Source organism: Rathayibacter sp. AY1F2 (genome assembly GCF_002930885.1).
Lineage (GTDB): Bacteria > Actinomycetota > Actinomycetes > Actinomycetales > Microbacteriaceae > Rathayibacter.
Map to the genome: position 1 here is coordinate 1 of NZ_PSVG01000020.1, position 21,143 is coordinate 21,143.

The window sequence follows — 21,143 nt, forward strand, 5'->3', positions numbered from 1 at the left end:
CGTCGCCGTCGAGGCCACCGGCATCTCGTTCGCCGAGCAGTCGATGCGCCGCGGGGGTAGGGGGTGTGCGGCGGGCTCCACGATCGGTAGGCCTGCCGTTGCCGGGTGCCGGACCGGATCGTGGAGGTGCCCCTGATCGGGGCCGCAGTCTCGATCCGTCCGGCAGCCGCTCTTGACATGCGAGCGAAGTAAGTGTTCGATCAGTCACATGGCTTCCCCCTCCTCCCGCTCCACCGCCGAGGCGCAGCGCGAGCGGATCACCGCGGCGGCGCTCCACGTGTTCGCGCGCACCGGCTACGCCGCGACTCCGATCACCGAGGTCGCCGCCGAGGCCGGTGTCTCGCCCGCCTACGTCTTCCGCCTGTTCCCGGGCAAGCTCGGCGTCTTCGTCGCCGCGGTCGACCGTTGCTACGAGCAGGTGGCGTCCACGCTCGCGGCGGCGGGGGAGGCCTCGCCCTCCTCGGACCCGGCCGACCGGCTCGAGGCGATGACCGTCGCCTACATCGACCTGATCGCCGACCGCGACCTGATCATGCTGCAGTCACAGGCGCAGAGCGCGTGCGAGGTCCCCGAGATCCGTGAGGCGGTGCGCCGCGGGATCTCCGCGGTCGTCCGGACGGTCACCGTCGTCTCCGGAGCCGACGGTCCGGCCGTGCAGCGCTTCGTCGCCTACGGGCAGCTCTGCCACCTGATCGTGCAGACCGACCTCGGCGGCGTCGACTCCGAGTGGGCGCGCATCGTCTCCGACGGCATCCGGCACCGCGACTGAGTCCGCGGTCCTCTCGTCTGCCCTCTTCTCCTTCCCCTCCTCCTTCTCCTCCTCTTCACCACCCTCCCCTTTCATGTCCGCGATTGTGACTGTCCAGTCACTCACCACAACCTCCAGGAGCCCCTCATGTCCACCACCCTTCCCCGCACCACCACCCGCGTCGTCCTCCCCGGGATCGTCGAGCCGTCCGGACTTCTCCTCGAGCAGGCGCCGGTCGAGCCGCCCGCGGCCGGCGAGCTGCTCGTCGCCGTCGAGGCCACCGGCATCTCGTTCGCCGAGCAGTCGATGCGCCGCGGCCGCTACTTCGCCCAGCCGCCGTTCCCCTTCACGCCCGGCTACGACCTCGTCGGCCGGGTCCTCGCGGTCGGCCCCGGCGGCGACGCGTCGCTCGAGGGCCGCCGGGTCGCCGCCCTCACCAAGACCGGCGGTTGGACGGGTCACGCCCGCGTCGCCGCCCGCGACTGCGTTCTCGTCCCCGACGGAGTCGCGTCCGAGGACGCCGAGGCCGTCGTGGTCAACGGAGTGACGGCGTGGCAGATGCTGCACCGCTCGGCCCGGGTCTCCCGCGGCGACACGATCCTCCTGTTCGGCGCGAACGGCGGAGTCGGCGGCCTCGTGCACCGCCTCGCCCGCCTCGAGGGGATCCGCGTGATCGGCGCCGCCTCGCCCCGCCACCACGAGGCCCTCCGAGCGGCCGGAGTGGAGCCCGTCGACTACGCCGATCCCGACCTCGCCGCTCGCGTGCGCGAGCTCGCTCCCGGCGGAGTGCAGGCCGTCTTCGACAACGTCGGCGGAGCGACGACCCGGCTGGCGTGGTCGCTGCTCGCGCCCGGCGGCACCCTCGTCGCGTACGCGATCGTCAGCGCGAGCACCGGGAGCATCTGGCCCCCGTTCCTCCGCCAGCTCGCGCGGATCCAGGCCTACCAGCTGGCCCCCAACGGCCGGCGCGCGGTCTTCTACGACCTCTGGGCGGGCCACTCGATGCGCCCCGCGCGCTTCCGTGCGCGGCTCGAGGAGGACCTCGGCCGCGTGCTCGGACTCCTCGCCGACGGCTCGCTGACGGCCAACATCGCCGCCCGCTTCCCGCTCACCGGGATCGTCGAGGCGATGGAGCTCGCCGAGTCCCGAACGCTCGACGGCAAGGTGATCCTGCTGCCGTGAGCGGGGTGCGTCCGGGCGGAGGGTGATTCCGGCGCGGAGGCGCCCGGACGGCGAGCGGAGGAGAATGGCGCGGTGGACACGGGACTGGTCGAGGTGCTGAAGGCGCTGGGCAATCCCACGCGACTGCAGATCATGGAGTGGCTCCGCTCTCCCGAGGCGTCGTTCAGCGAGTTCGAGCCGATCGCCGACCGCGCCGAGTTCGGGGTCTGCGTCACGCATCTCGCCGCGAAGAGCGGTCTCGCGCAGTCGACCATCTCGTCGTACATGGGATCCCTGGAGCGCGCGGGCCTCGTCCGCTCGACGCGCGTCGGGAAGTACACCCACTACCGGAGGAGCGACGCCGACGTCGACGGGCTCCTGAAGCGGCTCGGAGCCTCGATCTAGCGACGTATCGCGAATCGTCGATATGATCGGCCGCATGACCGATGCTTCCGAGGCCGCTCCCGCTCGCCGTGCTCTGCTCGTCCACGCCCATCCCGAGGAGCGGTCCTTCTCCTCGGCGCAGGCGGACGCGGTCCTCGAGCAGCTGAGGGCCGACGGCATGGAGGTCCGCCGGCTCGACCTGTACGCCGAGGGCCGGGACCCGGTGCTGCACCGCGACCAGTTCGCGTCCGGCTCCGGCTACTTCAAGCCGCAGGCGCAGCAGATGACCGCGGTCCTCGAGAAGACGCTCGGGGAGCCCGTCGCGAGCGATCTCGACGAGCTGCTGCAGGCGGATCTCCTGGTGCTCTCGTTCCCCCTGTGGTGGTTCTCGATGCCGGCGATCATGAAGGGCTGGATCGACCGCGTCTTCGTGATGGGCGCGACGTTCGGAGGCGAGCACGGCGTCTTCGCCGAGGGCGGCCTGCGCGGCAGGACCGCGATGCTCCTGCTGACGACGGGAGGTGGCGAAGCGGCCTTCGCGCCCGGCGCCGCCGACGGCTACGGCGACCTGCAGTCGTTCCTCTTCCACATCCATCGCGGGATGCTCGAGTTCGTCGGGTACGACGTCCTGCCCCCGGTGGTCACCTACGGTCCCGCCCGCCTCGACGCGGCCGGACGCGAGGACGCCCTGCAACGGGCTCGAGCGCAGGCGTCCGCATCGACGGCCCGGCTGCGCGGCGCCTAGCCTTCGCCGCTGTGCCTCCCGGCCGCGCTCAGTCCCGCGACCGGCTCGCGTGCGCGCGGGCCTTCATCCGGTTGCCGCACGTCGCCATCGAGCACCACTTGGCGGTGCCGGGGCGGCTGCGGTCGAGGAGGAAGAGGTTGCACTCGTCGTTCGCACAGGCGCGGAGCCGCCCGGGGAACCGGGCGTTCACAGCGGACCAGGCGAGGACCGACTGCACCGCGAGGCGATCCGGCTCGGGAGCGCTCAGCTCCCACACGACGCCTTCACCGGTGACGCGCGGGGTGCGCACGGCGTGCGCGACCAGGTCCGCGAGCTCCGCGACGGATTCGGGCGCGCCCGAGCGCACGACCGCTTGGAGCGCGTCGCGGGCACGGCGCAGCTGCTCGAGCTCGTCCTCGGTGCCGACTCCGCCCCACCGCCGGGCGAGCTCGCGACCGGCCGCGTCGCCGAGGTCGTCCGTCGGCCGTCCGTCCACCACGGGCGCGCTGTTCAGCACCGCCAGGAGCAGCTCCTCGTCCCGATCCATCGTTCCCCGTCCTCCCGCGCCGTGCGGCCCGTTCGATCCATGCTAGCGTCCGACTAACCAGTAAATCTACTTGAAGGGGTTAGCCATGGTCGTCGTCCATCACCGCACCGTGTCCGTCGACGGACTCGACGTCTTCTGGCGGGAGGCCGGGCCCGCCGACGCGCCCGTCCTCCTGCTGCTGCACGGATACCCGAGCAGCTCGCACATGTTCCGCCACCTCCTCCCCGCCCTCGCCGGCCACTACCGCGTCATCGCCCCCGACCACATCGGCTTCGGACGCTCGTCCGCGCCCTCCATCGAGGACTTCGACTACACGTTCGCCGCCCTGACCGCGGTGACCGGCCGCTTCCTCGAGACCATCGGGGTGACCCGGTACGCGATCTACGTGCAGGACTACGGCGCCCCCGTCGGCTGGCGCCTCGCCCTCGCCGATCCGTCCGCGGTCGTCGCCGTGATCTCGCAGAACGGCAACGCCTACGAGGAGGGCTTCGTGCCGGGCTTCTGGGACCCGATCTGGGCCGACGCCGCCGAGCGGACCGACGAGACGCGCGACGCCCTCCGGCCGGCTCTCGGCCGGGAGGCCGTCGAATGGCAGTACACCCACGGTGTCCCCGACTCCACCACCGTCGATCCGGACGCCTGGGAGCACGACCTCGCGCTCCTCGCCCGCCCCGGCCAGGACGACGTGCAGCTGGCGCTCTTCCGCGACTACGCCACCAACCGCGAGCTCTACCCCGCGGTGCAGGCGTGGATCCGCGAGTCCGGAGTCCCCGTCCTCGCCGTCTGGGGCCGGAACGACGAGATCTTCGCCCCCGCCGGCGCCCAGGCGTTCCTCCGCGACGCGCCTCACGCGCGCATCGAGCTCGTCGACGGCGGGCACTTCCTGCTCGAGTCCCACCTCGACCGCGTCGTCAGCGCGATCACGGACTGGCTGCGCCCGGCGTGATGCACGAGGACGGGCGGGAGGGTCTCGTCGCCCGCCCGACCCTCCTCAGCGGACGGTGGTGGCAGCGGTGTCGGCGTTGCTGCGGATCGACGGATCCGGAGTCCTCGCGGAGAAGGTGGTTGCGAGCGCTGTGCCCGTGCCTGCGCTCACGGCCGTGACGGTGATCTTCTCGGTGGACGTCCGCCCGTTGCCGAGGCTGGAGCGCTGGAAGACCACGACGCTGCCGATACGGGTGTACTTCCCCGTCGCGGAGACGAACCGCACCCCCGGCGGGAGGATCACCTTCGAGTAGACGGACGTCGACGCGGAGGGTCCGGCGTTCCTCGTGATGAGCGTGTACGTGAACGTCCTCCCCTTCACCGCGGTGGTCGGAGCGGAGACGTCGACGCGAAGGTCGGCCTTCGCGGAAGCGGACGCAGGGGACACGGTGAGAGTGCTCTGCGCGGTCGCGGTTCCGGCGGTGCTGGCGGCCTGCACGGTGAAGACGTAGGCGCCGGTCCTGGTCGGAGTGCCGGTGAGGCGCCCCGTCGGATCGAGGGTGAGACCCGGGGGAAGGGCGCCCGACGACACGGTCACGACGGGCGCCGGAGTTCCCGCGACCGCGTAGGTGAAGTCGTAGGCCGAGTCGACGACGCCGGCTGCGACGGTTCCGCTGATCGTCGGCGCGACGGGTGCAGGCGGGGCGGCCTCGACGGTGATCCGCCGGGAGGCGGTGGTGGTCGTTCCGAAGGAGTTGGTCGCGGTGACGGTGAAGTCGGAGGTTCCGGGTTCTGCGGGCGTGCCCGTCACGAACCCCTCGGGAGTCAGGGTCAGTCCGGGCGGGAGCGTCCCGCTGGCGAGGGTGTGGTCCGCGAGGCGCGCATCCCCTCCGAAGGCGAAGGAGAACGGAGTGCCGACCGTCGCCGTGGGAGGCGCGGCAGCCGTGAGGACGGGACGGGTCCCGGTGGCGAGGGTGAAGCCGTAGCCGGCGTCGATCGAGGTGACCCCCTTCAGTCCTGCGGGAACCGTGGACTGGCCGGCACCGTCGTCGCCCCAGGCGGCGACGGTGCCGTCCTCGCGGAGCGCCACGCTGTGCCCGTACCCGGCGGCGACCGCGACGACACCGGTCAGCCCGGCGGGGACGTCGCTCTCTCCGTCCCTGTCGCTCCCCTCGGCGACGACGCTGCCGTCGGCGCGGACGGCGAGGTCGTGGGTCCGTCCCGCCGCGACCGCGACGATGTCGGAGTAGCCCGCGAAGATGTCGTCGGGGCCGTCGTAGCCCCAGCTCACGACGCTGCCGTCTCTCGTGACGGCGAGGGTGTGGAAGGACGCGGCGGAGATCGCCACGACGTCGTCCAGACCGGGAGGCGCCTCCAGCACTCGCCCCTGGTCGTACCCCCAGATCGCCACTGTCCCGTCGTCGCGGAGCGCGACGCTGTGGGTGCCGCTCGAGTCGATCGCGGTGACGCCGCTCAGCCCCGCCGGCGGCTCGGTGTACCGGTCCTCCGGGGGGAAGAGCGGCGCAACGGTGCCGTCCTCGAGAAGCGCCAGATCGGGGGAGACGGCCGCGACGCCGCGGAGGTCGTCCGCCGGGATGGGGCCGCCCTCGAGATTGTCACCCCAGACGGCCACTGTGCCGTCGCTCCTCGCCGCAACGCCGTAGTACTGGCCGGCCGCGATGGAGACGGCGTCGGTCAGATCCTCGGGGGCGCTCGTCCGACCGTCCTCGTCGTATCCCCAGCCCACGACGCGCCCGCCCGCGACGGGAGCGTCGGCCGCGTGAGCCGCGGCCGCGGTGCCGGTGAGCGGCCCGTCGAGGGCGGCGAGGCCGGTCCCGAGGAGGAGGGCGCCGGTGAGGAGCGCGAGCGGGCGGACAGTGCTTCGAAGGCGCATGGGGTCTTCCGGTCGGGTCGGCCGTCGTCGGCCGCCCTGCGACCGTGACAGCTGCGAGCGCCGTGGGCAACGCCCTCTTCCGGCCACGTCCGGAAGAGGGCGCCCAAGCGGACGTCCTTCGTCGGCCCCGCTCGGCTGATCCTGTTCACGACGGAGGAAGGATGAGGCTCCGGCGCCCGTTCCGCGCGGATCGCGGGGTCCTGGAGCAGATCCATCCTTCGTTGTGAACACCGTCTGGACGAGGTCCTGCGTCGGCGATGCTCCGAAGCCCGGCTTCGACCTCGTCAGGACCCGAACCCGGCTCCCGTCGGCTCCTCGGCGTTCCGGATGACGGTGAGCAGGAGGTCGTTCAGCTGCTGGGCGGCGGGGGCGCTCAGGCCGACGTCACTGAGGTCGTTGGTCGCGAGCGCGACCGCGCGCGCCGCGGTGAGGACGCGCTCCCCGTCGGCGGTCGTACGGATGGGTGTGCGTCGGCCCTTCCCGCGGACTCCGACACGCTCGATCAGCCCTCGCCGCTCCATGCCGTCGAGGACCTCGGACATCGTCTGCGGGCGGACGAAGACCGCGCGGGCGATCTCGGCCGAGGTCAGCTGCGCTCCGCCGGTGAGGCAGGAGAGGACGCCGAACTGCACCAGGCTCACGTCGTGCTCCGCGAGCCCGGCGGTGATGCGCGCGCCGATGATCCGCGCGACCTTGACCGCGTTCCAGCCGAGGACGGCCTCGAGTCCCTCGTCGTCGTCCACGCCGACATCCCTCCCGGGTGATTCAAAGAAACAGGAACCTGCTTCACGAGGTAGCCTGCAGGGACCTGCTTCTGCAGTCCCCTCCCTGGAGTGTGCACCACACCCCGGACCACATCGATCCGACAGGACATCCCATGACCGGCACGCAGCTCCCCGACGACCGAGGCCGATGGGGCGCGGAGGACGAGCTCGGCACGCTCACCCTCATCGACGATGCCGCACGGCGACGTGCCGCGGAGGAGGTGAGGACCGGCCGCTGGGTCTCGCTCGCCCTCCCCGTGGCTCCCGCGTCGATGCTGGGCGGCCCCTTCGCGCCCGCCGCTCCGCCGTCGCCCCCGGTGCAGCAGGCGCTCCTCTACACCGGAACCCCTCCGGTGGGCATGTCCGAGGTGCTGATCGTGACTCCGCACCACCCGGCGATGACCCACCTGGACGCGTTCGCGCACCTGCCCGTCGATGACGGAGTCGTCTACCCGGGCCGGCCTCTCGCCGAAGCCGTCACCGCCGGCGGAGTGATGCACGGATCCACCTCCTCGTTCGCCGAGGGCATCGTCACGCGCGGAGTCCTCCTCGACCTCGCGCCGCAGGGGAGGCTGCCGGCGGTGCACGCGATCGTCGCCGCCGACCTCGACGCGGCCGAGCGCCGGGGAGGCGTCCCCCTGCAGTCCGGCGACGCGCTCGTCGTCCGCAGCGGGTGGGGCTTCTCCTGGGACTCGGAGGAGCAGGCCCCCGGCATGACCGTCGACGCCGTGACCTGGATGCACGAGCGGGGCGTAGCGCTCTACGCGGGGGACGTCGGCGACAGCTTCCCCCCTCACGATCCCGAGATGCCGATGCACATGGTCGCGCTCGCACGGCTGGGCATGCCCCTCATCGACAGTGCGGACGTGGAGCAGCTCGCCGTGGTCTGCGCCGAGCTGTCCCGCTGGTCGTTCCTGCTCAGCGTGGCCCCACCGCGCCTGCTCGGGCTCACCGGCGTTCCGGTCAATCCGATCGCCGTCTTCTGAGGTGCGGCGCCGCCGCCCCGCGGATCGCCGCCGAGGACCCGCCGCTCGCCCCTCAGCGGCTGAGGAGGGCCACGAGGTCGGTCGCGATGCGGTGCTCGACGTCGGCTGGGACGGGCTGCACGGCGGCGTCGAGGTCCGCGGTGACGACGGCGGCGAGGCTCCGTGCCTGAAGGGTCAGGCCGAGGTCCATCGCCTGGATCGGGTTGCCGCCGGCCGCCGTGAGGTTGATCATCCGGCCGTTCTCGAGGCGGACGATCCGCTTGCCGTTCTTCAGGCGGATGCCCTGCCGGCGCTGGCCGTCGGCGAACTCGGTGGTCGACTCCGTGGCGGCCGCGAGGGCGTCCTCGTCGATCTCCCACGGGAAGTGGCCGACGCCCGCGATCACGGCGCCGTCGGCGAAGGCGTCGATCTCCGCCGCGCCGATGACGCCGGGTGCTCCGGTGGCGGTGAAGACGAACTGCGCGTCCGAGAGGACGTCGGCGACGGGTCCGACGCGGTGGCCGCGGAGGATCGCCTGCAGCGAGCGGATCGGGTCGACGTCGGCGACGGAGACCCGCGCTCCGAGCTGCGAGAGGGTGTCGGCGACCCCGCGCCCGCACGGGCCGTAGCCGATGACCGCGGCGCGGGTGCCCGGGATCATGAGGTTCGTGGCGTTCATGAAGCCCTGGACGACGCTCTGGCCGACCCCGTACTCGTTCTCGACGATCAGCTTGAGGGGCGAGTCGTTGATGACGACGACCGGTCGCGGGAGGGTCGCGCTGTTCTCCCGCAGGCGGATGCCGCCGGTGGTGGTCTCCTCGGTGCCGCCGAGGTAGTGGTCCGGGACGCCCGAGTTGATGAGCCGGAGAGTCAGGTCGGCGCCGTTGTCGAGGGTGAGATCGGGATCGTGCTCGAGCACCTTCTCGATGTTGCGGAGGTGCTCCGCCTCGCCGTCGCTCTGCTTCGTGTGCACGTGCACGCCGAGGGCGCGGAGGTCGTCGGCGACGTCGTCCTTCGTGGTTCCGGGCGAGCCCGTCAGAGCGATGTCCATTCCGGCCTCGACGAGGAGCGACACGAGGGCGGCGGTCTTGGGCTCGACGTGGAGGCAGATCGCCAGCTTCTTCCCGGAGAGCACCGGAGCGAGCTCCCGGACGGCCTGCGCGGTGAGGGGCATGTGGTCGAGAGCCCAGCGGCTCGCCGGGTAGGAGAGGGAGGAGGTCATGGCAGGTCCTGTCTGAGTGGGTACGTGGGGCGTCGAGTGGGGGCGTCGTGTCGTCGGCGGCGCGGGAGTCGCGTCAGGGCGCTCGGTCCCCGGCGGGCTGCCGCCGCGCCCGGCGTCCCGCGTGCGTCGAGCGCGCTGCCCGGTACGGAAGGTCCTGAGGAGGCCGATCGCCGGGGACGGCCGCGAGAGGCAGCACTTGCCTGCTCTCTGCGAGATGGAGCCTGAGGTGCATCTCCTCACGCCGGGCCGAGGTCGGCACGGCGCGGATCGTCATCGGTGAGGACACCAGCCCAGTCTGTCGATCCGGACGAGCCCTCGCTCGGATGATCGTGCCCGGCGGCGGCACCCCGGGAGGGGCCGACCTGTCGTGCGGTGACGTCCCGCGCGGACCGACAGGCGCGCCGCGTCCGCTCACCCTCCGGTGACTGGGCGAGGGGCGTCGAAGAAGAGGTAGGACACGAAGTGGATCGCAACGGTGGCGGCGATGCCGGCGGCGGGCGTGATCCAGAAGCTCCTCAGGGGGGCGGAGAGGCGACGGACGACGATGAACGAGACGACGGGAGTGATGACGACGAGCACCCACGGAGCGAAGGCCGCCCATTGGACGGCCCCCCCGAGCGTCGACAGGTCGGACCACTCATCGACGGCCGGATAGTTCTCGGAGGCGTAGCTCAACAGTCCGAACGGGACCAGGTTGACGGCGACCACGAGGTGGACCAACGCGAGCACTCCGATCCGGAGGCGTGCACGAGCGAGGTCCAGTGCGCGAGTCGAGGAGGTCACGGGCGAAGGCTATCGGCGTCGCCGGGAGCACAGAAGGAGCGGTGGTCCTCGCTTTCGGCGGTCGCTGCGCTACAGCCGCGCGAAGAATCCAAGGCCCCTGAGGCGAGGGCGGCGCTGGTGAGCGCCACCGCTACCCTGACGCCATGCGCCGCATCCTCGACGACCCTCTTCGGAACCGCGTCCGCACTGGCTCTCCGTCCGTCGCCTCGGCCTGATGGAGCGGCGACGGGCGGACCGCTCGGAGCCGGTTCGCGAGTTCCGGCCCTCGAGGGCCCGGCAGGAGAACGAGTCGCGACGCCTGAGGCCCGTCGCCGTCCTCCCCGCGCTGGTCCTGCTGGCGGGGAGCGTCTGGGGAGTCGTGATCGCCGACGACCGCGGTGCCGCGCTGGCCGTCTACCTCGGGCTGTTCGGCTTCGCCACCGTGGTGGCTCTGGTGATCGTCGGAGTGCTGGCGCTCCGCAACCGGCGGTTCCTCGCCAGCGCGTCGCTGCGGATCTCGGACCGGGCGATCGAGTGCACAGACGCTCGAGGCAGGGTCGTGACCTTCGAGCGCGCCGACCCGTCGGTGAAGGCGCTGCTCGCGTGGGTGCCCGCCGGCCCCAACAGTGAGGGGATCGACCTGCCCCCGTCGCTGATCCTGTTCCTGTCGGACGGGAGCCGGTCGCTGCGGCTCCGCGGGGCGGACTGGGAGATCGAGGATCTGCGGGCCGTCGTCGCCGCCGTGACGACGCCGCTCTTGCCGGCGGCGCGTGGCGTGCACACCGGTAGCCGGAGCGTGTGGGCGCGCCTGACCGGAGCCGCTCGTCGGCAGGAGATCGAGGCGCCGCCCGCCGCGGAGAAGACGCTCAGCCCCTCCGAGATCAACGAGCTGATCCCCGGCACGATGAGCTTCCGCGAGACCCGTCCGCTGACGTTCGCCCTCCTGATCGGGTTCGGCTCGGCGGCTCTCGTGCTGGGCGTCGTCGTCGGCGTCGCCTTCGTGGTGGTGCCCGGGTAGCGGAGGAATTCGGCGCCGTGCCGGGGACCGCTGGGCGGGAGACGCGGGCGACGGGCCCACGCTCCCGACCGGCGACCTCTCCGGGGCGATCCTGCCCGCGCCCTAGGCTCCACGCATGACACTCACCCAGGACTCCGGTTGGATCTGGTTCGGACTCGCGATCGTCACCGCCGGTCTGGCCGAGCAGAAGGGCCGCTCGCGCTGGCGCTGGTTCGTGCTGGGGCTGCTGCTCGGGCCGATCGCGACGGCCCTCGTCGTGCTGTGGGCGCGTCCCGAGGGCGGAGTGGCGACGGACGTGCGCTGGAACTTCGCGATCGGCGCCGGCGTCGCCGCAGCGGCGCTCGTCCTCGTCGCCGTGACCTCGGCCCTCTGGCTGCTGCTCATCCCTGCGGCGATCGCGGCGCTCGCCGCCGGTCTGCTCGCCTGGCTGAGCCGCCGCGTCCCCTACGAGGACCTGCCCCGCTGACGACCGCTAGAGGCTGGTCGAGCCTCGGAACTCGAGATCTCGCGGCCCGAGGCGGGAGGCGGGAGGCGCCTCACTTTTCGGACAAGGTCGATGACCTCGCGAGGATCGGCCGGCCGCGGCGTCAGCGTTCCGGCCAGGCCTCCCACACTCGACTGAAGGGCGCGGTCAGCTGCTGCCCGTCGTGGCCGATCCTGTGACGCACCCCGACGTCGTTGCTGTAGCCGCTCGACCAGCCGAGCTCACTGCCGCTCCCGATGCGGTAGCCGACGATGATGCCGTCCTTGCCGGCGGCGATGCTCTCCTCGTAGCGGCCCGCGACGACGTCGAAGACGCTGCGCTCGAGGTCGTCCGCGAGGGCGGTCCATTCGTCGTCGCAGGCGTCGCATCCGCAGACGGGGTAGTTGAAGCGGTGCAGTGCTCCGGCGTGGAGGAGGACGCCGGGGAAGACGGTCCAGACGATCGTCAGAGGTGCGGCGTCGACCGCCCGCGGCGTCACGCGGACGGCGCGGGCGGCCCAGGAGATCTCCGCTTCGTCTCGTGAGGCCAGGGCCGGGTCGTCCTCGACCGTGACGTCGTAGGTGCGCTCGAGGTGCTCGAGCAGGGCGTCCGCGACGGTGTGCAGCGGCTGGAAACGCTCGAGATCGCTCGTGACGGAGTAGCTCTCGTCCGGAGGCGACTCACCCAGCCAGCGAGTGCCGTAGGGGATGGGTCGGCCGTCCTCGCCGATGAAGACGCGGTCCGCGACAGCCGGTCGAGCGTAGTCCGTCATGGACGAGAGGGTACGACGCGAGCCGTCCCGCCGTCAGGTCGGCGACTTTCTGCCGACGGCCGCCGCCCCACCCAGCGCCACGTCCCCCTCCGGATACGCGTCGTGCGAGAAGCGCAACCGCACCCCCGCCGCCTCCACCCGCTCGAGCAGCTCGCACGTCCGCTCGTGCGTCCGCGCGTCGTCGCTGATGAACCGCGGCAGCCGGCGCAGGCGCCCGGACCAGCCGAGGAACTCCCTTCCCCACGCCGCGTCCCCGGCGACCAGCACGCGCCCCTCGACGAGCGCCCCGAGGTGACCGCGTGCGTGCCCCGGGAGCGGCACCACGAGCAGCGACCCGTCGCCGAACAGGTCGAATCCGGTCAGCCCCGCGATCGTCGTCGCGGGCTGCTCGTCCGCCACGACCCCGGCCGCGAACCATGGCGGCAGCAGCGCACGGAAGATCCCCTCGCGCACCCGGTTCCGCCGCACGGAGGCGACCTGGCCCGAGGACAGCACGAACGTCGCGTCCGGGAACCAGCGCACGCCGCCCACGTGGTCCGGGTGCAGGTGCGTGAGCACCACGAACTCCACGGCGGCCGGGGTCAGGCCGAGGGCGAGCAGCCGCTGGTCGACGGTCTCGTCGTCCGGCACCGTCGCGGGCAGGATCCGCTCGTACAGCCGTCCGACGAGGCCTGTCCCGCGGAACGTCGGCGGGTAGCCCGTGTCCACGAGCACCCGCCGGCCGCTCGCGTGCGTGTAGAGGAAGACGTTCGAGGGGAAGACGCGGCGGGGGAGCCCCTTCCCGCGGAACACCCGGGACAGCGGGAAGACGGTGCTCCCGCACGCCATCACCTGCAGCGACGACTCAGCCACGCGTCCTCCTCAGGTGCTCGCCGACCCGGCGGATGCCCTCGGCCAGCGGCACGGTCGGCTCGTAGCCGAGCTCGGTCCGCGCCCGCGAGATGTCGAGGGTCTGCGCGTAGGCGAGGGTCGCCACGGTGTAGCGGGTGAACGGCGGCTCGCGGCCGGGCAGCAGCCGGTACACCCGCTCCAGGATCTCGGCGAGCGCGGTCAGCACGCGCAGGTCCACCCGGATGAAGCGCGGCTCCTCGCCCATCGCGGCGAAGAAGCGCTCGAGGAGGTCGCCGAGCGGAGCGGGCTCGCCGTTGGTGATGTTGTAGACGCCGCCGTCGGCCACGGGAGCGTCGGCGGCGAGCACCAGCGCGTGCGCGGCGTTCTCGACGCAGGTGATGTCGACGGGGTTCCGACCGCCGTCGAAGAGGGGGATGCCGCGGCGGCGGCTCGCGGCGACGAAGCGGGGGAGGAGGCTGGGGTCGCCGACGCCGATCAGGCCGCGGGGGCGCAGGATCACGAGCTCGGGGATCCGGCCGGCGCGGTGCGCCTCCTGCAGCAGCCGCTCCGCCTCGATCTTGCTGCGGATGTAGAGGCTCATCCGGCTGCCGGCGTCGACCTCCTCCTCCCGCACCAGGTACTGGTGGCGCCGGGCGGAGTAGATGCTCGGCGAGGAGACGAAGACGAAGCGGCGGATCCCGCAGCGCTCGGCCAGCGCGATCATCGCCTCCGTCCCCGCGACGTTCGCGCGCTCGAACTCGCTCCACGTGCCCCACGGGCTCGACAGAGCGGCGGCGTGCACGAGCACGTCGGCCTCGACGGTCGTCGCGCCCAGCTCGGCGAGGTCGGCGCGGAGGACCGTGGCGCCCTCCTCCTCCAGCCGCGCCAGCGCCTCGGGGGCGCGACCGGTGGCGAGCACGTCGTCGCCCGCGGCCAGGAACTCGCGCACCGCGTAGCCGCCGAGGAACCCCGTCGCCCCGGTGATCAGCACGCGGCGCCGGCGCTCAGCGGACATCGACGACCTCCAGCCCGCGCTTGCGGCCCCAGTACCAGAGCAGGATCCCCAGGTACCCGAGCGCCTTGCCCTTCCGGATCGACATCAGCACGACCGCGTCCTTGTCGAGCAGCGCCTCGCTCCGCCCGATCACCTGGCAGACCTTGAGGTGCAGCTCCAGGTCCTCGTCGGTGTCGTCGATGCTCGAGCGCGGGAAGCCGTCGACCTGGAGGTACAGCGCGGCGTCGATCGCGAGGTTGCAGCCGGCGGCCATGAACATCCGGTACCGCTGGCCGGGGCGGCGGTAGAAGACGCCCGGCGCGTGCTCCATCAGGCGGATCAGCGCGGTACCGAGCACGCCGTCGTACCAGCGGTAGACGGCTTCGTCCCGCCGCGGGGACAGGCGGCCGCCGACGAAGCGGGCGCCGCCGCGGAGGTCGGCCTTGAGGCGCGCCACCCAGTCGGCGCTCGGCAGGCAGTCGGCGTCCGTGCGGGCGACGGCCGTCGCGCCCTCGGCGATCGCGTGGCGGAAGCCGGTGTCGGAGGCGGCTCCCGTGCCCTTCTGCGCCTCGTCGATCACGGCGACCTGCCGCTCCGGGCACCGGCGGCGGAACTCCTCGATCACGGCGCGCGAGCCGTCGGTGCTGCCGTTGTCGACGAGCAGGAGGGTGAAGTCCGGATCGGTCTGGCGGGCGAGCGCGTCGAGGGCGCCGCCGAGCAGCTTCTCCTCGTCGAGGAAGGGCACGACCACCCAGAAACCGCGCGCGTCCATCCGTCCCCCGCTCCGGGACCATGGTGTCGGCGGGGGCCCGTGCCGTCAAACCGCGCCGAACAGTGCGCGCGGAGGTGCAGAGGCGCGCTATACAGGGATTCGCTCCGCACGTCCCGGGGCAGGAAGGGGCCCGCGTGCCCGACCTCCTCCCGCTCCGCGTCCTCGGCACGGGCGAAGCGCTGCCCGAGCGGATCGTCACGACCGCCGAGGTCGCCGCGCTCTGCGGCCTGCCCGCCGACGAGGCCGAGCGCCGCTCCGGCGTGCGCACCCGCCACTGGGTCACCGACGACGAGGACCCGCTGGAGCTCGGCCTGCTCGCCGCCCGTCGGGCGCTCGCGGCGGCCGGGCTCGACACGGTCGACGTGGTGCTCAACGCCTCGGGCACTCAGCTGCAGGCGATCCCGGACGGAGGCGCGCTGCTCGCGGCGGGACTCGGCCTCGACGACGTCTCGGCGTACAGCGTCGGCGCCACCTGCCTGTCGTTCCTCTTCGCTCTGCAGGAGGCGGGATTCCTCCTCGCCACGGGTCGCGCCGACACCGTGCTCATCGTCTCGACCGACTGCGGCAGCCGCGGCATCGACCCGGGCCAGCCCGAGAGCGCCCTGCTCTTCGGCGACGCGGCCGCCGCCGTCGTGATCGGACGCGCCGAGACTCCGGGGCAGGGCCTGGTCACCACGCACTTCCGCACCCGCCCGAGCGGTGTGCGCCACGCGGAGCTGCGCGGCTTCGGCTCGCGGATCCGGATCGAGGAGGCGCAGGACCGGCTCGCCGACTTCCGCTTCGACATGCAGGGCAAGGCGCTGCTCGTCGACGCGCTGCGGCACTTCCCGGCGTTCCTCGAGGAGGTGCGGCCCGGCCTCTCGACCGGGCTCCCCGGCATCGACCGCGTGGTCCCGCACCAGACCAGCGCGGCCGGGCTCGAGGGCATGGCCCGCCTCTGGGGCCGCGACCGGATGACGATCACGCTCGGCGAGGTCGGCAACACGATCGGCAGCGCGATCCCGCTGGCCCTGCACCGCTCGCGCGTGCGGCCGGGGGAGTCGGTGCTGCTGGTGGGCACGGGCGCGGGCACGCACTACGGCGCGGTGGTCCTGCAGGCGTGAGCGGTGGCAGCGCCTAGCCGAGGAGCGACAGGGCCGAGAGCCCGAGGAACGGCGCCATCACCACGAGGCAGACCGCGGCGGAGCGACCGAACCCGTGGGAGGAGTCCCGCCCGCCGACCAGACGGGCGAGCAGCCCTGTGACCAGCGGCGGGAGCAGGAACAGCAGCAGCCACGGAGCCAGGACCTCCGCGCGCGGCGCCGTCCAGTCGGGCTGGTCGTCGCGGTCGAGCGGAGGGAGCCGCACGAGGAGGAACGCGGCCGTGAGGACGATCGCGGGGAGGACCGACAGGCAGGTGAGCGTGATCGCGGTGAACCTCGCCCCGTCGTCCCGGGAGTACCGGGCACGGTCGGGGTCGGGCGCGGGCCCCCGATCGGTGTCCTCGTCCCAGCCCGGACTGCTGAATCGGATGCGTCCCATCAGGCGATCATGCCGTTCCGGAGCGGGGTCGCGTTGCGGCCGACGAGACCTCCGTCATCCCCGCCGCTCGACCAGCGCCCGCAGCGCATCGCGGACGAACCGGGCGCCGGCGACTCCGCCGTAGTGCGCCGCGAACCGCTCGTCGTCGACGTACATCTCGCCGAGCCCGAGCAGGTACTCGTCGCTCGGGCCGCCGGTCGCGTCGCGGGGCGTGCCCGGCACCTCGGCGAGCCAGGCGCGGTGCCGCTCGGCCAGCGCGAGCGCCTCCTCCCCGGTCGGACCCGCCCCGCTCGCCGCCGCGGCGGTCCACGCGTCGGCGAGGTCCGCCTGCCGCCGCTGCCACTGCTCGCGCTCCTCCGCGCTCATCGAGCGCCACCAGCGGTCGCCGCCGGCGTACGCCGGAGCACCCCAGCGGCGCTCCACTTCCTCGCGGTGCTCCGCGTGGTCGAACCCGTCGAACATCTCCTCGGCCATCGGCCCGTTCCCTTCTCTCATCGTGGTGATCGTCCCGGTGACCGCCCGGATGCGGCGGTCGAGCCGTCGGCGCTCCTCCTGGAGCACGTCGAGGTGCCGCTCGAGAGCGGCCACCGGCTCCGCGTCGCGCCGCAGGATCCGCCCGATCTCGGGCAGCCCGAGACCGAGGTCGCGCAGCAGCAGGATCCGCTGCAGCGTCACGAGCGCGGCGGCGTCGTAGTAGCGGTAGCCGTTCGCGCCCACCCGGCTCGGCGGCAGCAGCCCCTCGGCCCCGTAGTGCCGCAGCGTCCGGCTGGTCGTACCGGCCAGCCGCGCCACCTCGTGCACGGTCCACTCCTGCTCCACAGCGCCCTCCGTCTCCGCGTCGCCGGTGACTTCGGCGGCGATGGAAGCGACGGTACGGGTTGACGCGGCGTCAAGGTCAAGCGGCGGGGACGGATCCGCTAGCGGGCGCCGATCCTGCGCGTTCCCACCCGGAGGACGAGCTCGGTCACCGGCATCGCGGCGATCGAGCAGCAGGCGGCGGGCATCACGGTCAGCAGCGTGACGACGGCGTCCGTCCCGTCGCCCGCGTCGGTCCACGCCGCGATCGAGACCACGATCCAGGCGATCGCGAGGATGCAGACCGTAGAAGCGGTCCAGAGGACCGGCCAGGGCGCGCGACCCCGTCCCGCGGAGTAGGGGAGCCCGCCGACGGCCGCCGTCACGGCGGTCGCCAGAAGCGCTCGGGCCAGCGGGAGGAGCAGCTCGCCGGCGTCCCGGCCGGTGTCGAGGGAGGACAGGGCGAACAGGACCGAGGTCGTCGCGAGCGAGAGGACGCCGGCGACGGCGACGAGCGTCAGCAGGGTCCGGATCAGGAGCCTCACCGGTCGCGTCCGGCGAGGAACGCGCCGCGCTCCTCCAGCAGCCGCCGCAGGTGCCGGTCGAGCACCAGCCGCTCCGCGATCCGCCCGAGGACGCCGAGCGGGGCGGAGTACTCCAGCCGGTCGATCATCACGGAGCCGGAGCCGGAGCCGTCGGGCTCGAAGCGGTGCTCGTGCCGGAAGGTCGCGAAGGGCCCGCGGGTCTGCTCGTCGACGAAGGAGTGCGGGGCGTCGAACGCGGTGACGGTGCTGGTCAGCCGGAGCGGGACGCCGAAGTGCCGGGCGCTCCAGGTCACGTGCTCGCCGAGCCCGATCAGCCCGGTGGTCGTCCCGGACACCGCGCGCTCGCGAGCGCCGGCCTGCGAGCGCATGTGCAGGTCGATGTCGCGCGCCCGGTCGAACATCTCGGCGGCCGGGCGGGCGGAGCGGGTCACGACCTGGAGGAGCACGGTGTCGATCCTGCCCGCCGCGCCTGCAGCCGGCCGCGGACGCGCCGGTCCGCCCGCCTCACCAGCTCGTCACCACGGTCCGCGTGATCACCCACCCCTCGTCGCGGCGGACGAGGCGGCTCGTCAGCTGGAGCCGCCAGGTCGCGTGCAGGCGGCCGATGGTCGCCTCGGTGATGGTGCGGGAGGTGAGCACCGGGTGCGCGGCGCCGCCCGAGAGGGCGCTCTCGACGTGGTCGATCTCGTGGTACTCCTTGCGCGCCTCGTCGATGTCGGCGAGCCACTCCTCCCGCGACTGCACCAGGCCGGTCGGGTGCTCGATCACGAAGCGCTCGTCGAGCAGCGCCTCGAGCGCGGGCAGGTCCACCAGCTCCAGCGCATCGAAGAGGGCGGCGTGCACCGCGGTCGGGCCGTCGTCCTCCAGCTCGTCGCGCATGCCGGCGGTCCCGTCGCCGCTCATGCCGGCGGTCCCGTCGTCGCGCGGCGGACGAGCTGCGTCGGCAGCTGCACGTGCAGCGAGCGCGGCTCGCGCCCGGCCATCAGGGCGATCAGCATCTCGGCGGCGGTCGCTCCGAGCGTCTGCATCGGCTGGCGGACGGTGGTCAGCGGCGGATCGAAGCGGGCGGCCTCGGGCACGTCGTCGAAGCCGATCACCGACAGGTCATGCGGCACGGCGAGGCCCAGGTGCGCGGCGGTCTCGATGATCGCCAGCGCCGAGACGTCGTTGGCGGCGAAGACCGCGGTCGGGCGGTCGGGCAGCGACAGGAGCGAGGAGGCGGGCCGCCGGGCGGTGTCGCGGTGGTAGTTGCCCACCCGCAGCAGGCGCTCGTCGAAGGCGATGCCGGCCTCCGCCAGCGCCGCCCGGTAGCCGGCCTCCCGCAGCCGCGCCGAGCGCAGGTCGCCGCGGCCCGCGACGAAGCCGATGCGGCGGTGCCCGAGGGCGACGAGGTGGCGGGTGGCGAGCAGGGCGCCGCCGAAGTTGTCGGACTCGACGGTCGGCAGGTCGGCGCGGCCGGTGTGCGGGTCCACGGCGACGAGCGGGATGTCGGAGGGCGCGCTCACCACGCTCGGCGTCACCATAATCGCCCCGTCGATGAGGGTGCCGCTGAGCCGGCTGAGCGAGCGCCGCTCCCAGCCCTCCTGCTCGCCCTCGTGGGAGCCGGAGTAGGCGAGCAGGTCGAACCGCGACTCCGCCAGCACCGACCCCACGCCCTTCAGGATCTCGGCGCTGAACGGCTCGAACCCCGCGACGAGCACGCCGATCACGCCCGTGCGCCGGGAGCGCATGCTGCTCGCGACGAGGCTCGACTCGTAGCCGAGCTCGCGCACGACCTCGAGCACGCGGGTGGCGGTGGAGGGGGCGATGCCGTAGCGGCCGTTCACGGCCTTGGACACCGTCGCCACCGAGACGCCGGCGGCAGCGGCGACGTCGTGGATGGTCGGTCGGGTGGTCATGTGGCCGACTGTAACCCGTGCTTCGAAAACCATTTCGAAAACGTTTGACCACTTTCGCAAGCACTGCGGACACTGACTCCACCCGCGAAGGCGGGAACCCCCACGGCGCCGGTGCACCAGGCGGCGCCCTCGATGAAGAGAACGGTTGGACGATGAAGTTCAGGAAGATCGCAGGGGCGACAGCAGCCCTGCTCGGCACGGTCGCGGCCCTCACCGGCTGCTCGGCTCAGGACTCGGGATCGAGCGACGGCACCGTCGCGATGACCCTCTGGCAGAACTCGACCACGGGCCCCGGCCAGGAGTTCTGGGACAAGACGATCGCGGACTTCGAGGCCGCGAACCCCGGAGTGACCATCGAGTCGCAGGCCATCCAGAACGAGGACCTCGACGGCAAGCTCCAGACGGCGCTCAACTCGGGCGACGCCCCCGACGTCTTCCTCCAGCGCGGAGGCGGCAAGCTCGCCGCCATGGTCGCGGGCGGACAGCTGAAGGACCTCACCGACGGCATCTCGGACCAGGCGCGCAGCGAGATCCCCGAGGGCTCGTTCTCGGCGAACACGCTCGACGACAAGGTCTGGGCGATGCCGGTCGCCGTCCTCCCGGGCGGCCTGTTCTACAGCCAGGACGTCTTCACGGCGGCGGGAGTCACCGAGACGCCGAAGACCATCGACGAGCTCGACTCGGCGATCACGAAGATCAAGGGCAGCGGAGCCCAGGCCGTCGCGCTCGGCGCGAAGGACGCCTGGCCCGCCGCGCACTGGTACTACTTCTTCGCGCTGCGCGAGTGCAGCGCCGACACCATGGCCGAGGCGGCCGACACCAAGGACTTCTCGGACGACTGCTGGGTCCGCGCGGGCGAGGACCTGCAGGACTTCGCGGCGACCGAGCCGTTCAACGAGGGCTTCCTCACCACCGCCGCCCAGCAGGGCGCGGGCAGCTCGGCCGGACTCCTCGCCAACCACCAGGCGTCGATGGAGCTCATGGGCGCGTGGGACCCGGGCGTGATCGCCTCCCTCACCCCCGACGAGAAGCCGCTGCCCGACCTGGGCTGGTTCCCCTTCCCCGAGATCGACGGCGGCGACGGCGAGGCCGGCGCGATCATGGGCGGTGTCGACGGCTACTCCTGCTCCGCGGGCGCTCCCGACGAGTGCGTCGACTTCCTCAACTACCTGGCCACCTCCGACGTGCAGAAGGAGTACTACGCGGCCTTCAACGCGCCCCCGGTGAACACCGTGGCGCAGGAGGCGGTCACCGAGCCGTACCTGCAGCAGATCCTCGAGGCCTACAACTCGGCCCCGTACGTCTCGCAGTGGCTCGACACCGTCTACGGCCTCAACGTCGGCAACGCGCTGAACGTCGGAGTCGTCGACCTGCTGGCCGGCAAGAGCGACCCCGAGCAGCTGGTCGAGGCCGTCAACGCCGCCGCGGCGAAGGCCTAG

At 72.8% G+C, this 21,143-nt stretch carries 25 protein-coding genes; 10 read left to right on the plus strand and 15 right to left on the minus strand.

The features are described 5' to 3' along the window. Positions 1 to 208: 208 nt before the first annotated feature. The 4 genes from C5C54_RS13800 (at position 209) to C5C54_RS13815 (ending at position 3,038) form a co-directional block, all read left to right on the plus strand. Positions 209 to 769: a TetR/AcrR family transcriptional regulator gene (locus tag C5C54_RS13800; RefSeq protein ID WP_104288592.1), complete on the plus strand. Its 561-nt coding sequence runs from the start codon at positions 209 to 211 to the stop codon at positions 767 to 769. A 126-nt stretch (positions 770 to 895) separates the two neighbouring features. Further along, complete coding sequence (locus C5C54_RS13805; protein ID WP_104248087.1) at positions 896 to 1,930, plus strand: medium chain dehydrogenase/reductase family protein; 1,035 nt, start codon at positions 896 to 898, stop codon at positions 1,928 to 1,930. A gap of 72 nt (positions 1,931 to 2,002) precedes the next feature. Next, the gene (locus C5C54_RS13810) at positions 2,003 to 2,314 is read left to right on the plus strand and encodes a helix-turn-helix transcriptional regulator (RefSeq protein WP_244230566.1); all 312 of its coding nucleotides are present in this window, start codon (positions 2,003 to 2,005) and stop codon (positions 2,312 to 2,314) included. 34 nt (positions 2,315 to 2,348) lie between these two features. Then, positions 2,349 to 3,038: an NAD(P)H-dependent oxidoreductase gene (locus C5C54_RS13815; RefSeq protein WP_104288620.1), complete on the plus strand. Its 690-nt coding sequence runs from the start codon at positions 2,349 to 2,351 to the stop codon at positions 3,036 to 3,038. A gap of 28 nt (positions 3,039 to 3,066) precedes the next feature. Here the strand turns inward: C5C54_RS13815 and C5C54_RS13820 are convergent, their stop codons facing one another. Next, entirely contained in the window at positions 3,067 to 3,564 is a 498-nt protein-coding gene (locus C5C54_RS13820) for a CGNR zinc finger domain-containing protein (RefSeq protein ID WP_104288593.1), read from the minus strand. 85 nt (positions 3,565 to 3,649) lie between these two features. On the opposite strand from C5C54_RS13820, the gene C5C54_RS13825 reads away from it, so the two are divergent. Then, a complete protein-coding gene (locus C5C54_RS13825; protein ID WP_104288594.1) occupies positions 3,650 to 4,510 on the plus strand; it encodes an alpha/beta fold hydrolase in 861 nt (286 codons plus the stop codon). Positions 4,511 to 4,555: 45 nt separating this feature from the next. Here the strand turns inward: C5C54_RS13825 and C5C54_RS13830 are convergent, their stop codons facing one another. Continuing rightward, on the minus strand, positions 4,556 to 6,382 hold the full coding sequence (locus C5C54_RS13830; protein ID WP_104288595.1) for a putative Ig domain-containing protein: 1,827 nt from the start codon (positions 6,380 to 6,382) through the stop codon (positions 4,556 to 4,558). A gap of 284 nt (positions 6,383 to 6,666) precedes the next feature. Next, complete coding sequence (locus C5C54_RS13835) at positions 6,667 to 7,125, minus strand: MarR family winged helix-turn-helix transcriptional regulator (RefSeq protein WP_104282929.1); 459 nt, start codon at positions 7,123 to 7,125, stop codon at positions 6,667 to 6,669. Positions 7,126 to 7,259: 134 nt separating this feature from the next. Between C5C54_RS13835 and C5C54_RS13840 the strand changes: the two genes are divergently transcribed. Next, positions 7,260 to 8,132: a cyclase family protein gene (locus tag C5C54_RS13840; RefSeq protein WP_104288596.1), complete on the plus strand. Its 873-nt coding sequence runs from the start codon at positions 7,260 to 7,262 to the stop codon at positions 8,130 to 8,132. A 52-nt stretch (positions 8,133 to 8,184) separates the two neighbouring features. Here the strand turns inward: C5C54_RS13840 and C5C54_RS13845 are convergent, their stop codons facing one another. Next, a complete protein-coding gene (locus C5C54_RS13845) occupies positions 8,185 to 9,333 on the minus strand; it encodes an adenosylhomocysteinase (RefSeq protein ID WP_104288597.1) in 1,149 nt (382 codons plus the stop codon). A gap of 411 nt (positions 9,334 to 9,744) precedes the next feature. Further along, positions 9,745 to 10,116, minus strand: coding sequence for a hypothetical protein (locus tag C5C54_RS13850; RefSeq protein WP_104288598.1), 372 nt, complete (start codon positions 10,114 to 10,116; stop codon positions 9,745 to 9,747). A gap of 214 nt (positions 10,117 to 10,330) precedes the next feature. Between C5C54_RS13850 and C5C54_RS13855 the strand changes: the two genes are divergently transcribed. After that, complete coding sequence (locus C5C54_RS13855) at positions 10,331 to 11,113, plus strand: hypothetical protein (RefSeq protein ID WP_104288599.1); 783 nt, start codon at positions 10,331 to 10,333, stop codon at positions 11,111 to 11,113. 115 nt (positions 11,114 to 11,228) lie between these two features. Further along, on the plus strand, positions 11,229 to 11,579 hold the full coding sequence (locus tag C5C54_RS13860) for a hypothetical protein (RefSeq protein ID WP_104224914.1): 351 nt from the start codon (positions 11,229 to 11,231) through the stop codon (positions 11,577 to 11,579). Between the two features lie 121 nt (positions 11,580 to 11,700). Here C5C54_RS13860 and C5C54_RS13865 read toward each other — a convergent pair whose 3' ends face one another. Genes C5C54_RS13865 through C5C54_RS13880 form a run of 4 tightly spaced genes read right to left on the minus strand, consistent with a single transcriptional unit; the run spans position 11,701 to position 14,945 of the window. Further along, positions 11,701 to 12,348 (minus strand): DUF6226 family protein, encoded by a 648-nt coding sequence (locus tag C5C54_RS13865; RefSeq protein WP_104288600.1) that lies wholly within the window; start codon positions 12,346 to 12,348, stop codon positions 11,701 to 11,703. 33 nt (positions 12,349 to 12,381) lie between these two features. Then, a complete protein-coding gene (locus C5C54_RS13870) occupies positions 12,382 to 13,200 on the minus strand; it encodes an MBL fold metallo-hydrolase (RefSeq protein ID WP_104288601.1) in 819 nt (272 codons plus the stop codon). Continuing rightward, the gene (locus C5C54_RS13875; protein WP_104288602.1) at positions 13,193 to 14,194 is read right to left on the minus strand and encodes an NAD(P)-dependent oxidoreductase; all 1,002 of its coding nucleotides are present in this window, start codon (positions 14,192 to 14,194) and stop codon (positions 13,193 to 13,195) included. The genes C5C54_RS13870 and C5C54_RS13875 overlap by 8 nt, the downstream gene beginning before the upstream one ends. Further along, positions 14,184 to 14,945, minus strand: a complete 762-nt coding sequence (locus C5C54_RS13880) for a glycosyltransferase (protein ID WP_104261373.1) — start codon at positions 14,943 to 14,945, stop codon at positions 14,184 to 14,186. The genes C5C54_RS13875 and C5C54_RS13880 overlap by 11 nt, the downstream gene beginning before the upstream one ends. A 134-nt stretch (positions 14,946 to 15,079) precedes the next feature. Between C5C54_RS13880 and C5C54_RS13885 the strand changes: the two genes are divergently transcribed. Further along, positions 15,080 to 16,048 carry a 3-oxoacyl-ACP synthase III family protein gene (locus tag C5C54_RS13885; RefSeq protein WP_219812206.1) on the plus strand — a complete coding sequence of 323 codons (969 nt, stop codon included), beginning with the start codon at positions 15,080 to 15,082 and terminating at the stop codon, positions 16,046 to 16,048. A gap of 13 nt (positions 16,049 to 16,061) precedes the next feature. On the opposite strand, the gene C5C54_RS13890 is transcribed toward C5C54_RS13885, so the two are convergent. From C5C54_RS13890 to C5C54_RS13915, 6 genes are all read right to left on the minus strand, one after another. Continuing rightward, on the minus strand, positions 16,062 to 16,466 hold the full coding sequence (locus tag C5C54_RS13890) for a hypothetical protein (RefSeq protein ID WP_104288603.1): 405 nt from the start codon (positions 16,464 to 16,466) through the stop codon (positions 16,062 to 16,064). Between the two features lie 54 nt (positions 16,467 to 16,520). Continuing rightward, entirely contained in the window at positions 16,521 to 17,285 is a 765-nt protein-coding gene (locus C5C54_RS13895; protein ID WP_104288604.1) for a TipAS antibiotic-recognition domain-containing protein, read from the minus strand. A gap of 98 nt (positions 17,286 to 17,383) precedes the next feature. After that, entirely contained in the window at positions 17,384 to 17,806 is a 423-nt protein-coding gene (locus C5C54_RS13900) for a hypothetical protein (protein WP_104288605.1), read from the minus strand. Beyond that, on the minus strand, positions 17,803 to 18,252 hold the full coding sequence (locus tag C5C54_RS13905) for an SRPBCC family protein (RefSeq protein WP_308470744.1): 450 nt from the start codon (positions 18,250 to 18,252) through the stop codon (positions 17,803 to 17,805). The genes C5C54_RS13900 and C5C54_RS13905 overlap by 4 nt, the downstream gene beginning before the upstream one ends. Positions 18,253 to 18,310: 58 nt before the next feature. After that, on the minus strand, positions 18,311 to 18,709 hold the full coding sequence (locus tag C5C54_RS13910) for a nuclear transport factor 2 family protein (protein ID WP_104273750.1): 399 nt from the start codon (positions 18,707 to 18,709) through the stop codon (positions 18,311 to 18,313). Further along, positions 18,706 to 19,704, minus strand: coding sequence for a LacI family DNA-binding transcriptional regulator (locus C5C54_RS13915; protein WP_104224902.1), 999 nt, complete (start codon positions 19,702 to 19,704; stop codon positions 18,706 to 18,708). Before C5C54_RS13915 ends, C5C54_RS13910 begins: the two co-directional genes overlap by 4 nt. A gap of 152 nt (positions 19,705 to 19,856) precedes the next feature. On the opposite strand from C5C54_RS13915, the gene C5C54_RS13920 reads away from it, so the two are divergent. Next, positions 19,857 to 21,143 carry an ABC transporter substrate-binding protein gene (locus tag C5C54_RS13920; RefSeq protein ID WP_104288606.1) on the plus strand — a complete coding sequence of 429 codons (1,287 nt, stop codon included), beginning with the start codon at positions 19,857 to 19,859 and terminating at the stop codon, positions 21,141 to 21,143.

Excerpts from the sequence above, each read along its gene's own strand:
- C5C54_RS13800 (WP_104288592.1), top strand. The coding sequence starts at position 209 with ATGGCTTCCCCCTCCTCCCGCTCCACCGCCGAGGCGCAGCGCGAGCGG.
- C5C54_RS13805 (WP_104248087.1), top strand. The coding sequence starts at position 896 with ATGTCCACCACCCTTCCCCGCACCACCACCCGCGTCGTCCTCCCCGGG.
- C5C54_RS13815 (WP_104288620.1), top strand. The coding sequence starts at position 2,349 with ATGACCGATGCTTCCGAGGCCGCTCCCGCTCGCCGTGCTCTGCTCGTC.
- C5C54_RS13820 (WP_104288593.1), bottom strand. The coding sequence starts at position 3,564 with ATGGATCGGGACGAGGAGCTGCTCCTGGCGGTGCTGAACAGCGCGCCC.
- C5C54_RS13825 (WP_104288594.1), top strand. The coding sequence starts at position 3,650 with ATGGTCGTCGTCCATCACCGCACCGTGTCCGTCGACGGACTCGACGTC.
- C5C54_RS13830 (WP_104288595.1), bottom strand. The coding sequence starts at position 6,382 with ATGCGCCTTCGAAGCACTGTCCGCCCGCTCGCGCTCCTCACCGGCGCC.
- C5C54_RS13840 (WP_104288596.1), top strand. The coding sequence starts at position 7,260 with ATGACCGGCACGCAGCTCCCCGACGACCGAGGCCGATGGGGCGCGGAG.
- C5C54_RS13845 (WP_104288597.1), bottom strand. The coding sequence starts at position 9,333 with ATGACCTCCTCCCTCTCCTACCCGGCGAGCCGCTGGGCTCTCGACCAC.
- C5C54_RS13855 (WP_104288599.1), top strand. The coding sequence starts at position 10,331 with ATGGAGCGGCGACGGGCGGACCGCTCGGAGCCGGTTCGCGAGTTCCGG.
- C5C54_RS13860 (WP_104224914.1), top strand. The coding sequence starts at position 11,229 with ATGACACTCACCCAGGACTCCGGTTGGATCTGGTTCGGACTCGCGATC.
- C5C54_RS13865 (WP_104288600.1), bottom strand. The coding sequence starts at position 12,348 with ATGACGGACTACGCTCGACCGGCTGTCGCGGACCGCGTCTTCATCGGC.
- C5C54_RS13875 (WP_104288602.1), bottom strand. The coding sequence starts at position 14,194 with ATGTCCGCTGAGCGCCGGCGCCGCGTGCTGATCACCGGGGCGACGGGG.
- C5C54_RS13880 (WP_104261373.1), bottom strand. The coding sequence starts at position 14,945 with ATGGACGCGCGCGGTTTCTGGGTGGTCGTGCCCTTCCTCGACGAGGAG.
- C5C54_RS13890 (WP_104288603.1), bottom strand. The coding sequence starts at position 16,466 with ATGGGACGCATCCGATTCAGCAGTCCGGGCTGGGACGAGGACACCGAT.
- C5C54_RS13910 (WP_104273750.1), bottom strand. The coding sequence starts at position 18,709 with ATGAGCGGCGACGGGACCGCCGGCATGCGCGACGAGCTGGAGGACGAC.
- C5C54_RS13915 (WP_104224902.1), bottom strand. The coding sequence starts at position 19,704 with ATGACCACCCGACCGACCATCCACGACGTCGCCGCTGCCGCCGGCGTC.
- C5C54_RS13920 (WP_104288606.1), top strand. The coding sequence starts at position 19,857 with ATGAAGTTCAGGAAGATCGCAGGGGCGACAGCAGCCCTGCTCGGCACG.